This is a genomic window from sulfur-oxidizing endosymbiont of Gigantopelta aegis, from assembly GCF_016097415.1.
Lineage (GTDB): Bacteria > Pseudomonadota > Gammaproteobacteria > GRL18 > GRL18 > GRL18.
On record NZ_JAEHGE010000001.1, the window covers coordinates 2,644,206 to 2,658,597 of the forward strand.

General features: G+C 39.3%; 10 protein-coding genes and 2 pseudogenes. 7 read left to right on the top strand and 5 right to left on the bottom strand.

Translation table 11 applies throughout. The features are described 5' to 3' along the window. Positions 1-32: 32 nt before the first annotated feature. Positions 33-442, top strand: a pseudogene (locus JEU79_RS13315) (transposase); the annotation flags it as partial. Continuing rightward, on the top strand, positions 420-3,152 hold the full coding sequence (locus JEU79_RS28640) for a DNA/RNA non-specific endonuclease (RefSeq protein WP_214660567.1): 2,733 nt from the start codon (positions 420-422) through the stop codon (positions 3,150-3,152). The pseudogene JEU79_RS13315 and the gene JEU79_RS28640, both read left to right, overlap by 23 nt. Here the strand turns inward: JEU79_RS28640 and JEU79_RS13325 are convergent. Next, complete coding sequence (locus JEU79_RS13325) at positions 3,061-4,056, bottom strand: IS30 family transposase (RefSeq protein ID WP_198263143.1); 996 nt, start codon at positions 4,054-4,056, stop codon at positions 3,061-3,063. The two genes, JEU79_RS28640 and JEU79_RS13325, sit on opposite strands and share 92 nt — an antisense overlap. 390 nt (positions 4,057-4,446) lie before the next feature. Between JEU79_RS13325 and JEU79_RS13330 the strand changes: the two genes are divergently transcribed. After that, the gene (locus JEU79_RS13330; protein WP_198264497.1) at positions 4,447-5,856 is read left to right on the top strand and encodes a glycoside hydrolase family protein; all 1,410 of its coding nucleotides are present in this window, start codon (positions 4,447-4,449) and stop codon (positions 5,854-5,856) included. Between the two features lie 48 nt (positions 5,857-5,904). Here JEU79_RS13330 and JEU79_RS13335 read toward each other — a convergent pair whose 3' ends face one another. Continuing rightward, positions 5,905-6,375, bottom strand: coding sequence for a rhodanese-like domain-containing protein (locus JEU79_RS13335; protein WP_198264498.1), 471 nt, complete (start codon positions 6,373-6,375; stop codon positions 5,905-5,907). 481 nt (positions 6,376-6,856) lie between these two features. On the opposite strand from JEU79_RS13335, the pseudogene JEU79_RS13340 reads away from it, so the two are divergent. Both JEU79_RS13340 and JEU79_RS13345 read left to right on the top strand, forming a co-directional pair. Beyond that, positions 6,857-8,018 (top strand): annotated as a pseudogene (locus JEU79_RS13340) (IS3 family transposase). Between the two features lie 294 nt (positions 8,019-8,312). Beyond that, complete coding sequence (locus tag JEU79_RS13345) at positions 8,313-8,870, top strand: IS66 family transposase (protein ID WP_198264499.1); 558 nt, start codon at positions 8,313-8,315, stop codon at positions 8,868-8,870. A 226-nt stretch (positions 8,871-9,096) separates the two neighbouring features. Here JEU79_RS13345 and JEU79_RS13350 read toward each other — a convergent pair whose 3' ends face one another. The 3 genes from JEU79_RS13350 to JEU79_RS13360 form a co-directional block, all read right to left on the bottom strand. After that, a complete protein-coding gene (locus tag JEU79_RS13350; protein ID WP_198264500.1) occupies positions 9,097-9,741 on the bottom strand; it encodes a PEP-CTERM sorting domain-containing protein in 645 nt (214 codons plus the stop codon). A gap of 285 nt (positions 9,742-10,026) precedes the next feature. Next, positions 10,027-10,707, bottom strand: coding sequence for a zinc metallopeptidase (locus JEU79_RS13355; RefSeq protein ID WP_198264501.1), 681 nt, complete (start codon positions 10,705-10,707; stop codon positions 10,027-10,029). Between the two features lie 112 nt (positions 10,708-10,819). Next, complete coding sequence (locus JEU79_RS13360) at positions 10,820-11,497, bottom strand: adenylate kinase (RefSeq protein WP_198264502.1); 678 nt, start codon at positions 11,495-11,497, stop codon at positions 10,820-10,822. Between the two features lie 225 nt (positions 11,498-11,722). Here JEU79_RS13360 and JEU79_RS13365 point away from each other — a divergent pair, with 225 nt between their 5' ends. Together JEU79_RS13365 and JEU79_RS13370 are read left to right on the top strand one after the other, a co-directional pair. Next, entirely contained in the window at positions 11,723-13,144 is a 1,422-nt protein-coding gene (locus JEU79_RS13365; protein ID WP_198264503.1) for a Glu/Leu/Phe/Val family dehydrogenase, read from the top strand. An 8-nt stretch (positions 13,145-13,152) separates the two neighbouring features. Next, complete coding sequence (locus tag JEU79_RS13370; RefSeq protein ID WP_198264504.1) at positions 13,153-14,373, top strand: cupin domain-containing protein; 1,221 nt, start codon at positions 13,153-13,155, stop codon at positions 14,371-14,373. Positions 14,374-14,392: the final 19 nt, after the last annotated feature.

Consider the following 14,392-nt stretch of genomic DNA (forward strand, 5'->3'; position numbering starts at 1 on the left):
ATTAAAGTATAGATTATGTGTGGAGTAGAATGATGTCAAAAAATAAAATTCAGTTTCAAGAAGGTTATAGTTTATTTGAGCTTTTTAATGATTATGGCACTGACAAACAGTGCCGACAAGCCTTATTTAAATGGAAATTTCCTGATGGATTTGTTTGCCCAGAGTGTGGCAATAAGACTTATTGCACTCTAGAACATCGCCATCTTTATCAGTGCCACCATTGTCATCATCAGACATCAGCAACCTGTGGGACAATATTTGATAGTACCAAACTGCCTTTATCTAAGTGGTTTTAGCGATTCATCTTATGACTCAATTGAAGACAGCGGTTTCAGCATTAGAATTAAAGAGACAGCTTAAGGTAAGCTACAATACAGCCTGGAGTATGAAACAAAAGATCATGCAGGTTATGAAAGAACGTGATGACAGTAAACCTTTATCAAAATGGCGGAGCTTTATGGGTAATCAAGTTAAGTGATGAGGTTAAACTCAAAGTCAAAACATCAGAAGGGAATGCTGCAAAAGAATTAGAACAAGGGGAACAGAAAGCTGAAAACAAGCGTATTGAAGAAGAAAAAAAGGCCGTTGTAAAAAAACGTGAATTAGAAAAAGAACAAGAAAATGATAGTTGGTGGGATCGCGCTGTTAATGCAGTAAAAAGCGCCGTTAAGTTTATTTCAGATGCCATTGACTCAATTTTTACAGCATTACGTGAAGCCGTTAAGTTTATTATTGAAAAAGCCAAAGAGGCTGCAGTAGGACTCATTAATGCCGCTAGAGATTGGGTGATTGATAAGCTCAATAAATTCCGTGACTGGGCTAAAGAACAGGTTAATCGTTACTTAAAAGATACCTTCCCCGGTTTGGCAAAACTCATTAATTCGGGAATTGATATCGTTGTTGATGGTGCAGTCGCTGGTGTTAATGCTGTTGCGGATACACTGATTGCCGGTGTTGAAGCCTTAGCAGATGGTTTGACAGCGTCATTGGATAAAATACTTGCAGTGTTTCAGACTGCATTGAAAGCAGCCGTACAAATTGTGGGCGCAGTACTGACTGGCGATTTTGCCGAGGCATTGCGAATTGCGATTCGAGCGGCTTGTGATATTGCCGGTATTGATTCCCAACCTATTTTTGATTTTATTGATCGGGCAACGGGTGCAGTAACAAAGATACTCAAAGATCCGGTTGCCTTTTTTATGAATATTGTTCGGGGCGTAGGCGGTGGCGTAAAAAAATTCGCAAAAAATATCAAAAAGCACTTAATCAATGGACTGCTGGGCTGGTTAACGGGCGCTTTATCTGAAGTTGAAATCACCTTGCCTGAGAAATTTGATTTTAAAGGGATATTAGGACTCGGTTTGCAAATCATGGGACTGACCTATGAGAACATCAAAGCCAAAGTCATCAAGCGCTTTCCTCCCGCTGAAAAAGTCTTTAATTTAGTTGAAAAGGGAGTGGGTATTGTAAAGCGTATCCTCGTTGATGGCCCTATTGCCATTTGGGAAATGGTTAAGGAATCCCTGAGTAATTTAAAAGAAATTGTTCTAGGGGGAATTCGTAATTTTGTCGTGATTACCGTGGTTAAGGAAGCGGTAGGCTGGTTACTAGGTTTGTTGAATCCTGCCGGTGCTATTGTCAAAGTGGTTAAGTTATTATTTGATTTCACCCTGTTTCTGGTTAATCGTTTCCAACAGATCAAAGATTTCATCATGTCGGTATATGGTACGATTACTGCGATTGCCAGCGGACAATTATCCAAAGTTATGTCCAGCGTTGAAGATGCTTTAGCCAGAAGCTTGCCGGTGGTTATTAGTCTTTTAGCTTCTCTGGCAGGTTTGGGTGGTATAGGTAAAACAGTAAAAAATATTATTGCTAAGATCAGCAAGCCAGTGAATAAAGTCATTGATAAGGTGATCAACAAAATCATCAGCTTTGCTGAACGTGTGACAGGCAAAGGTGAAAAAGGTAGCAAGGCTAAGAAAAACAAAGATGATGATAAAAATAAGCAGAAAAACAATCAATCTAATGCCCTAGGTGCGGTTAATCTTGCTGACTTAAATAAATCACCAGTCCCTGAAAAACGCACTCAGGCAGAAATGAAACAATATTTGAAACGTAGTAAACAATTGCTATCGATTATTTCTAAAGGCTCAAAAAATACCGATGATATAGAAAAACACTTTCCAAAATTAAAGAAGCGCTATCGTTTAAAAACCGTAGAATATGATAAGGTTGGAGGCAATAAACTGGGTATAAAACTGAAAATAAATCCAGAGGAAACCTTCACTGACTTTTCAGGGAACATTGAAGTTAAAGGTAATGATGGCGATGAAGTCGTTAGCCTGAAAAAACCGCTTGTTAAAACTGAAAATATAACGATAAAGAAAAATGGAAAATCGTATGCGGATGTTGCTGGCGTTAAGATGACTGCAGAACATCTTGCACCCAATCATCCAATGGGATCGGACACATCAGGCTCTGAATTAAGTGGTCTGTTTACGGTGCTTCCTACCCGTAAAGATTATCCTGGAGGGTATAAGGCTAATCAAGTCTATATTCGAGGTCATCTATTAAATGCGAATTTAGGTGGTCAATCTGAGAATCGTAATCTTTTTCCAATTACTCAAAAGGCTAATTCAGATCATCATAATATGATAGAAAAAAAGGCCAAAGAATTAGTGAACGACAAAGGTTTTCTGGTACGGTATGAAGTAGAAGTTAAATCAAGAAAATCTGGACAAAAAAATGGTTTTTCATACATTAACTCAGTTTTTGATTGTAATTTGGCAACGTACACGCTAAAAAATGGTGAATTGTTACCCAATAAAAAAGTGCTAAAGGCAAAAATAATTTCTAACTTTGAAGCAGATGGTGATTCAACATCAAAAGGTACTATTGATGAAAATGGGCTTAAGCAAAAGAACTTTGATGCCTCAAAAGTGAACAAAGCCGATGGTAAAAATGTTGCCTATTTAAGTGATATGTCAGCAGCAGAATTGAAATCAATCAGTGGTGTCAGCATAACCAAGGCAAGACAGATAATTAAAGATCGCGGATTCAACTCTGAAGTGCAACGCAGGAAATTCCAGTTCTTGCAAATGATTTTTTCATTGCCTGGAATGGTGTTTGAAAGCCGAGTGCCTTTCTAGGTCTATTATTAAGTTTTTCCATCATGTTGTAAACCTCTTTATCAGTCACTTCTTTAAAGTCTGTATCTTTAGGAAAATATTGTCTAATCAGTCCATTAGTATTTTCATTTAACCCTCGCTCCCATGAAGAATAAGGGTGGGCAAAATAAAATGCTGTATCAAGAGCTTTGCTTACCTGCTCATGATAAGCAAACTCTTTACCATTGTCTGCGGTAATACTATGAAGCCTGTCTTTAAAGGGTTTAAGCAATTGTATTGTTGCTTGTGTCACCCAATCAGCCTGTTTGCCATTCACTCTTGCTACTAATGTGTAAAGCGTTTTTCTTTCTACAATCGTGACCAGAGCACCACTGTGTCCTTTACCGATCACTGTATCAATTTCCCAGTCACCAACACGACGTTTATCATCAACAATCTTAGGACGGTCATCAATGGAAATTCGATTAATTATTTGTCCTCGACTGCTTTTACCGTTACTACCACGCTTTTGGTATTTCTTTCCCTGACGCCTTAAATACTGATGTAAATCACCACCTTGCTTCTTATCATCCCATATGTGTTGATAAATACGTTCATGGCTAAGAAGTAGCATTTTGTCATTCAGTAACCAACCTGATATCTGTTCAGGACTCCACTGGTGCTGTGAAAGCTTTTCATCAATAAGGGCAATCATGTCATCCGTCATTTTAATTGCTTTAGAAGCATTGTAGCGACGCTTAACGGCTTTTTCTTGAGCTTGCTTAAATCGATAGCCACGTAAACCAGCGTTGCGTTTAATTTCACGGCATATAGTAGATTTACTCACCTCAATCGCCTGAGCAATTTTAGACTGGGAAATGCCATTTTTAATCTCAGTCGAAATGTAGTATCTTTGTTCTTGTGTCAATTGCTTGTAAGTTCTCATAAGTCACTTTACTCTTGCAGGAGAAAATGGCCGATTTTACAAGCAATTGGCCATTTTTTCGAGCAAATCATTGCTGTACTTATGATTTTTTTAGTAGCGCCGTCAGGCGCGTCGCTGGCTCATGAAATTCCCGGGGTGGCCATCGCTACGCTCGGCCACCCCGGGAATTTCATGAGCCAGCGATAAACCAGCAAATATCACAAATACAACCAAATAGTGTTGCACTTATGAGTTGAATCTAAGGATGTTAATGCCGGTAAGTTAAGAACGTTTAAAGCATTGGAGTCTGAACTCTCAACGGCAAATTTTATGAAAATAAAAGCACAAGGGATCAGTTTAAGGCTTTATCATCGTTAATTGTAAATTAATGCCATAAATAAGGGATTTACTATGCCAAGAAAAATTAATCAAGCAGGTTTGAAGTTAATTAAAAAGTTTGAAGGCTTGCGTCTCACTTGTTATGACGATAGTGTGGGTGTTGCTACTATCGGCTATGGTCATACTCGCACAGTTAAACGCTCTGATATTGGTAAAAAAACAATTACTGAAGCAGAAGCAGAAGAGTTATTAAAAGCCGATGTTGCAAGTTCGGAGCAAGCAGTTGAGCGTTATATCAGTATTAAACTGGATGATAATCAATTTGCGGCATTGGTTTGTTTTACCTTTAATTTGGGTGCGGGTAGTTTAAAGTCCAGTACCCTGCGTAGAAAATTAAATGCCGGTGATTACAATTCAGTACCATCAGAATTAGCGCGTTGGGTAAAAGCCGGCGGCAAGACGCTGGCAGGTCTGGTAAAAAGACGCACGGCTGAAGGTGAGTTGTTTATGAGTTCTGTAAAATTGGACATAGAAGCTCATGTGCCACGTCGTGCTGATAATCCTAATAATGACGATAGACTAAGTGCTTATTTAATTGATGATAGTGTTGAATTAGAACGCGGTAGTGTGGATGACATTGGTGCTGAAAAATACCTTCACCTCAATCAAAACGTGCCGGATAACTATGTCACTGCATTGCAACATGATTTTAATGAGCTGGGATATAGTGCGAGTAAGGCTGATGGGGCTTTTGGAAAAAATACCCGCACTACTGTCATAGATTTTCAAAAATCGGCCAATATTAATGTCAGTGGTATCGTCGATAGTCTCACTAAAGATGCGATTATCTTATGGCTAAAAGAAGGTTATTCAAAAATCAACCCGCCTAAAACGGATAAGCCATTGGACGAGCATCAGCCTGGTGTTAAGCAGTTAATCTTTCCTCCGGTTACCCATTTTAGTCAGGGCGATCCCCGTTGGGGAAGTCGATTATTAGGGCGTAGTTCCAGTATTTCTAAACAGGGTTGTGCTATTTCATCGATTGCAATGTTGCTTGATTTTTATGGACGAAAAGTAAATCCAGGTCAATTGGATGACTATTTAGACAATAATAATGGTTATAGTGGTAACTCGGTTATTTGGGGTGTTGCGGGTCAGTTTAATGAATCTCATGAGAAAAAACTTAAATATCACCGTGAAACGGGCAGTAGTCAGAAACTCGTCAAAATAATTAAAGAACGTATTAAGAAAAACTTGCCGACAATGGCGAGAGTTGATTATGGGACTGATGCTGATTTGACCTATAACCATTTTGTTGTGTGTGTCGGTATCGCCACTGATGGCGATATTATTATGAATGATCCCGCCACTCACCGTGGCAATGGCTATGTGGATTCAGGCAATGAAAATATTATCCAGAAAACCACACGTAAGAACAGCTATACCATTGTTGGTCTTGATTATTATGAACCCGTTAATTAGTGCCCACCCTACGGTTCTTTATATAAAAAACCTATTGACGGATGGGCACTAATTAGGCTTGCGCTGATAATCGAGTAATTTGTTGGCGAAATACTTGTCACCCAGTTCTGGAGCGATAGGATTTCCCTCCAGATCTACCAATGGCAGATCATATTCGTTCCAGCCACGCAGACCTGTTTTGAGGGAAGATACATTACTATAGCCCATTTGCATTAGAGTGTGGGCGGCAAAGATACTGCGGCTACCTGAGCGACAGACAACGATAATTTGTCTGTCCCGTGCTTCAACGAGTTCCGGTTCAGTCTCTTCATGATCCCATTCCACTGCCGTTTCAAGAATTCCTCGTGGTACATGTAGTGAATCGTCGATATGCATGGTGTCGTATTCCTGATTTTCGCGTACATCAAGGAATAAAATATTCGCATCATCGGTCATTTTATCTTCAATATCCCAGGGGAAATATTCTGTTATCTGAGGAGCAATTTCTGCGACAAGATCTTTATAAGTAATTCGTTTCATATTTTTTCTTAGAGGTTAAGGTTTTTTTCATTGTTTTCAAATGCTATTATTGATCAATTCCTCGCGTCTTAAAACAGCATTCCATGCCAACCAAGGTAGCATTAATAAGCTATTTTTGAAGCTATGTTAATTTTCTCATTATAATCAATGAATTATCTATGAAAAGGGTAACTTCTCAATAAGTCTGTGCAAAACTTGAAATAAAAACAAAAAAAGTCTTGACAGCATTTTAGAGGACAAAAATTGCATTTTCACTGCCCCATGTAATTTATCCCTATAAATGATCCTGTCGATCTGTCTCAGATCGAAATAGAATATTTTTGAATATTATCTTAACTGAGAGGGAGTTTGATCAACACAGGGCAAACTAAAGAGCCTTAAAAAGCCATGATACAATTGTTTTATTGAAAACAACTAATGTGGCTATACTTAACCGGACACACAACTTAAAATAACTAAAAGATAAAAAGTGTGACCTAAAATGAATGATCAAACAAAAAAACCGAATAAAAGCTATACATCAGAATTTAAAGAATCAGCTGTCAAATTAGCTAATGAGACGGATCAACCCGTTTCTCAGACTGCCAGGGAGCTAGGTGTTAATGTAAATACTCTACATACCTGGATCAGTAAATATTCCAAACCGGTGAAGACGGTAGCCAATAGAAGTGATGAACACATTTATGATGAAGTAAAACGTCTGAAAAAAAGAATTGGCAAAAGTGATTCAGGAGCGTGATTTATTAAAAAGGCCACAGCGTACTTTGCAAGGGAAACTTTGTGAAGTACGCATGGATAACTGATCAGGCTAAAGATTACCCGGTAACGATTCTGTGCCGTTTTATGGATGTTTCCCGTAGTTGCTATTATGATTGGGTTAGCTCTCCTAAAACGGATAGAGAGAAAGAAAATGAAGCGCTTACTGAGCAGCTAAAAAACTGTTTGAAGACAGTCGCAAGACTTATGGAACCCGTCGTCTTAAAAGAAAACTGGCTGAAAAAGGCGTTCATATAAGCCGCCGGAGAATTGGTCGATTAATGAAAAAAGCCGGTTTGTTTTGTAAAACGAAGAGACGCTTTAAAGCGACGACTAATTCCAAGCATAATAAGCGTATATCTCCAAATTTACTGGAAAGAGAGTTTACTGTCTCTCAACCTGATCGCTACTATGTGGGTGATATTACCTATATTGCCACCAAGGAAGGCTGGTTATATTTAGCGGTTGTCATTGACTTATTCTCTAGGCAAATTGTTGGCTGGTCGATGGATGAGCGAATGAAAGCCAAGCTAGTCAATGATGCTTTACTGATGGCCATATGGAAGCGTAAACCAATGGATGGATTGCTTTGGCATACTGACCGAGGTAGCCAATATGCCTCTGATAGTCATAGAAAAATATTGTCGGATCATAACATAATTCAGTCTATGAGCCGCAAAGGAAATTGCTGGGACAATGCTGTATCAGAGAGCTTCTTTCATAGTTTGAAAACTGAATTGACGCACCATTGTCGATTCAAAACCAGAGTAGAAGCAAAGCAGGCAATATTTGAATATATTGAGGTATTTTATAATCGGGAGCGACTTCATTCGGCTAATGATTATTTGTCACCAGTCGATTATGAAATACAGCAGGAAATAGCTTAAATCGATTGATTGAAGAGGGGTAAAAGGCGACATAAATGCCGCCCATTACCGTTGACGGCCATCGGCTCCTCAGCCTGTGCCGTGAAGATATTGTAACAGGATCATTACCGTTGTGAAAATACCTTGGGTGAATGGAACGGCTCTATCGTTCCAGAGGGCAAAGCCCTTTCTCTTCATCTGTTTAAAGTTAACATGAGAAACTAAAATGATAGGAAATACAAAATGACAAAAATCACTTGAAACAGCCAAAAAAATATTTAGAAAACTGTCCGGAAAAGTGTTGACACATCAATTGTGAGTGATGATGCAGGACAATTTGATATTTTGTTGCACGCATTATGTTGGATACATGCAGACAGAGTGTTTCAGCGGATACTACCACTCAATGAGCGACATGATAAAGAACTGAACTGGGTACATACTCAGATTTGGGAACTATTTTATGATCTCAAACAATATAAACTTGAGCCAGATGATCCGTTGAAGTCAGCGATTGCTGAACATTTTGATGAATTGTGCCGGACTAAAACAAGCTTTGAAACGTTGAATCAGGCACTGAAACGATTGGCAAGAAATAAAACAGAATTACTGCTGGTATTGGAACGGCCTGATATTCCTCTTCATAATAATTTGAGTGAAAATGATATTCGAGAATATGTTATTAAGCGTAAAATTAGTGGTAGTACACGCTCAAAGGATGGGCAACTTTGCAGAGATACCTTTGTCAGTTTAAAGAAAACTTGTTTGAAACAAGGAATTTCATTCTGGGATTTTATTAATGACCGGATCAGCAAGAGAAATTTGATCCCATATCTGCCTGAGTTGCTGAAAGGTAAAGTTTGTGCTGTTTAAATGCACAGACTTATTGAGAAGTTACTGAAAAGGTTGAAATTGTCAGGGGGGTATATTTTTTGCTTTAGGTATATTTTGGGGTGGCCATCGAGGGCTAAAAATACCGTTTTGGTGGCTTTTTTATGAGCATAAAATTATTTTGACACTATAACGAAAAAGCCACCTCAAGTGAGATGGCTTTAATTGAGGAATGCTATCAGTGATAGCACTCAGCGGATTCAAGGTATTAGGCTTGAAGTTTTCGACGATTTATTGCAAATAAACCAATTAAGCCCAAACCCATCAGAGGAAATATTGACGGCTCTGGTATCTGTGCATCTACGTTAGACACAAGTAAGAAGCTTTTCTGACATGTTCCGCCTCGTGCGGTGCATGACCCGCCTATGCTAGATGTAACTCCGATTACATTATCATAGAATTCTATTAATCCGCCAGATTTTGTATATATTATTCCTAGCTGATTCGTTATGTCACTAAGAAAAAAAGCTGAAGAAGAATAATTGACACCGCCGCCAAATTGATTGGGAAAATCGGTGCTGTCGAGATTGAAATTATTACGATTGAAGCCTTGTGCAACGGGGTCAAAACTGGCAGCAGCATAAAAGAAATCTAAAGCTTCTGTTTGCGATGCAATATGAAAGCCCTCATAGGTAGCTCCGATCTCAAGCAATGGTAAAAGATCCCCATACGTCGTCGATGCGAGTAAATCCCAGCCTAGGTATTGTTTACCTGTGTTTGTATTGGTAATTAAGTCAGTAGTATTATCATAAGATAAATCACCCGTAACAATTATTGCATTTGCATTGCTAGCCAATGTCAAAGCTAATAATAATATTACCGTACTTAAAATGTGAGTTTTACCTAAATTCATTGGTAGTTTCCTAAGCTAATTTATGCTTTTAATTTTAAGCAAAATATAAGCTTAAAATAATTAATGTAATATAAAATCAATGGCTTGCAGATGTGTTTGTCACGATAGATGATCACTCGTTTGTCTGTTGAAACATTTAGTGCTCAATGCTAACGATAGACTTCTCACAACCGAGGGTATATTAATAAACTATTTTTGAAACCATGTCAATTTTTTTATCATAATCAATAACTTGTCTCTTTATGCTAAAAATTGAACAAACAGGGTAAAACGAACCATAGACATTTAGCGTCTTAAAATAGCAATCCAACGCCAAACATTCAAGAGACTGGATAAAGCGGCGGCGACATAAGTGAGAGCGGCGGCTAATAATACCTGGCGAATAGCGATAAGATCCCGCTGGGTCATATATTCTCCCTCTACCAATAGTGGCAGTGCTTTATTAAAACTGGCATCAAATTCAACGGGTAGACTGATAATATGAACCACAACGGATGAGGCAATGCTCAAAATGCCAATTAGGGCGATAAAAACGCCAGCCAAAGGGGAACGAATGAAGGCGCCCAAAATGGGGGCGATAAATAGGGTGGCAGCGCCAAATTTTTGAAATCGTTGGGAAACGATGACCATTTTACCGCGTAAGATCAACATTTCATCATTGCGAAAATCTTGTATGGCGTGACCAACTTCGTGGGCTGCAATGGCGATAGAAGTGAGTGATTTTCCATTATAATAGGCTTCACTTAAACGTACGGTTTTAGTTTGTGGATCATAGTGATCACCAGTATCGGTGATTTCCAGTGTCACAGGCAATTGGTAGCGTTCAATAAGGTGCTGGGCGAGTTCACCGCCTGTTCCAGGTAAATCTTTAATGTGTTTATCATGCTGTTTCATCACATATTTGACCCACCATTGCGGGGCAAACACGAGTAAAACTATAATACAGATGAGGAAAATATAAATCATTGGCTTTATAGTATCATGTCTATAGATTGAAATTTATGATGATTTAATATAAAAAAGCCCCTATATTAATGAAAATATAGGGGCTTTTTTTGCATGGTGGATGGCTAATGCTTTATAGCGCCGCCATGATATTTTCAGTGACTTCCCCAATGGAAGGACCACCATCAATGGCTATTACTTTAGTATCGCCTCCCAGTGCCTTGAAGAAGTTTACTGCAGCCATCGTGCCGGTATTTTCGTCATAATAAATATCATGACGCTTATCAACGGCATCTTCGTCCTGGTCATCAGCACGGGCAGATAATGCACCGCCACAGACGCGACAGACAATTTCACCGTCTTTTTCTACGGGCTTAATCGCATCAAAGGCAATATGGTTGGGGTGGTTATTGTCATTTTCACATAAACGACGCCCGGTAATACGTATTTTAGCGACATCACGTGGTAGCACGATTTCAATCACGTAGTCTAGCTTGATGTTAGCATCAGACAAGGCCTTTGCTAAGGTTTCTGCCTGAACTTTGTTACGTGGGAAGCCATCTAATAACCAGCCATCTTTACAATCATCTTCTTTTAGACGATCTAAAATCATAGGGATGGTAATGTCATCAGGGACTAAATCACCACGGTCGATGTATTCTTTGGCTTTTTTCCCCAATTCAGTACCACCACCGATATTTTGGCGAAAAATAGCGCCGGATTCGATGTGAGCAGTATTGTATTTTTCCTGAACAATCGCACCTTGAGTGCCTTTACCACTACCGTTTGGTCCAAAAATTAATATATTCATTGAGTTCCCTTTATTTATTTACAAAAAATTATCAATAATCCATCATATCATTAAGTCTCTCTAGTTTACTAGATGAGGAAATACCTCAAGTATGATATTTTTTGCTTATATTGTGTAAGAAATATATAGTTGATGGATTTTCTGCCATACTGAATAATGTATCATTAGCGTATCTGAATAACGCTGATCTATATCAATGCTCATTTTTATCTTAAGGATGGACTGATGACTAAAGTATTTAATGAACCCACGTTTAGAGATGGTGTTAACCTGATGGTTGATCGTGCCATTGCGGTCATGGGACTTGATGAGGGAGTGGCCAAGGCAATAAAGTCTTGCAATGCTGTGCTGCAAGTCCAGTTTCCGGTCAAAATTCGCGATAAAATTGAAGTCTTTACGGGTTGGCGAGCCACCCATAGTACCCATCGTTTACCCTCTAAAGGTGGCATACGCTATGCGCCTTATGCGGATCAAAATGAAGTGGAAGCACTCGCGGCATTAATGACCTATAAGTGTGCGATTGTTGATGTACCCTTTGGTGGTTCAAAAGGTGCTTTGCTCATTGATCCTAGTCAATATTCTCGTGATGAACTGGAGCTAATCACTCGTCGTTTTACTTTAGAGCTGATTCGTAAAGGCTTCCTCAGCCCATCAACCAATGTGCCTGCTCCGGATATTGGTACAGGACAGAGAGAAATGGCCTGGATGGCAGATACTTATAAACATTTACATCCTGATGACATTAATTATGTGGCCTGTGTTACCGGCAAGCCTATTCATCATGGTGGTATCCAAGGGCGTGTCGAAGCAACAGGGCGTGGTGTTCAATATGCTATTCAAGAATTTTTTCGCCATGCAGATGACGTGAAAGAGGCTAATTTATCCGGTTCATTAGAGGGTAAAACCTGTGTAATACAAGGCTTTGGTAATGTTGGCTATCATGCAGCTAAATTTTTATCTGAAGAAGATGGCGTTAAAATCACTGCAATCATCGAGTATAATGGTGCTTTGATCAATGATGATGGTATTGATATTGAGCAACTACGTCAACACATTGATGAACATGGTGGTGTGGAAACCTTTACCTGTGCTCACTTTGTAGAAGATGGCCATGCAGTACTGGAAAAAGAATGTGATATTTTGATTCCGGCCGCTTTAGAAAGTCAAATTACCATGGAAAATGCGTCACAAATTAACGCGAAATTAATTGTCGAGGCTGCTAATGGTCCTATTACCTTTGGTGCCGATGAAATTCTTGCCAAAAAAGGTGTCATTATTATTCCTGATGCTTATGCGAATGCCGGTGGTGTGACTGTTTCTTATTTTGAATGGATACGCAATATTTCTCATATCCGTTTTGGTCGCATGCAGCGTCGTCATGATGAAATGCGTGGTGCAGAAATGACCCGAGTGATTGAAGAAGCAACAGGGCGACATGTGTCGGATCAAATTCGCCATAGTATTAGTCGTGGTGCTGATGAGCTGGATTTAGTGCGCTCTGGTTTGGATGATACCATGCGTCTTGCCTATCAGGAAATTCGTGCAACGCGTGAAAATAATGATAATATTAAGGATTTACGCACCGCGGTTTATGTGACTGCCATAGAAAAAATATCACGCTCATATTTAGAAGTTGGCGTTTATTGAGGTCAGGTTTGGAAAATACAAGTTCAGAAAGTACACACTTAAAAAGTAAAAAAAATAGCAGCCCTTTGGGTGACATGTCAGTCGCGACTTTTTTGGCCGAATACTGGCAAAAAAAACCGCTATTGATCAGAGGTGCTTTCCCTGATTTTGCAGCCCCATTATCACCTGATGAGCTTGCAGGACTTGCTTGCGAAGAGGATGTAAATTCTAGAATTGTGATAGAAAAGGGGGGCGAGCACCCCTGGCAAGCAATACATGGCCCCATGAATGATGATGTGTTTGCTAATATGCCAGAAACACATTGGAGTCTGGTGGTTAACGATCTGGAAAAGTATCTACCAGAGCTTGCTTGGATCACGGATAAATTCCGCTTTATTCCGGAATGGCATTTAGATGACCTCATGAGTAGTTATGCTGCGCCAGAAGGTTCGGTAGGTCCTCATGTTGACCTCTATGATGTGTTTATACTACAGGGTGAAGGTAAACGACGTTGGCAATTGAACACTCAGCCGGTTGCTGAAGATAACGTGATTCCGGATATTGCCATTCGGTTACAAAAAGAGTTTACTGCTGAAATTGAATGGATACTCGAGCCCGGCGATATGATGTATATTCCCTCGGGAGTCTCCCATCATGGTGTTTCTATTGGTGAAAGCATGAGTTATTCAATCGGCTTTCGCGCTACGAGTCATGCAGATTTAGTGAATGACTTTGTTGCTCATATCACCGATGGTTTGTCGATCAATAAAACCTATCAATTGCCGCATAATAAACAACAGGTGCATTCCAATGAAATATCCGCTGCAGCAATCGCTGAATTAAGACGTGTTTTTACAGAATACTTAGACCCCAATCATCCAGAATTGGCGCGTTGGTTTGGGAGTTATGTGAGTGACTCAAAAGTTGATTATTTGCATCAATGTGAACAAAATGTTGACAATTTATCACAGCTAAAACAGTTATTGCTAGAACAAAATGCTGTTCTCATGCGCTACCCATCCAGTCGTTTTGCTTTTACACGAGACAGTGATCATTGCTTGCTCTTTGTTGATGGTCAGGATTTTAAAGTCTCAGAACAATTTGTTTATTGCTTATGCGATCAACGCATTTTGGATCTCGATGTACTGGAAAAATCAGCCTCAGACAACGAACTCGATTTATTCATTAACCTTTACAATTCTGGCAAACTTTATCTTCAATATGAAGATGATCAGGAGTGTGAGAGTTAATTTAGCTTGCTAAAATAGG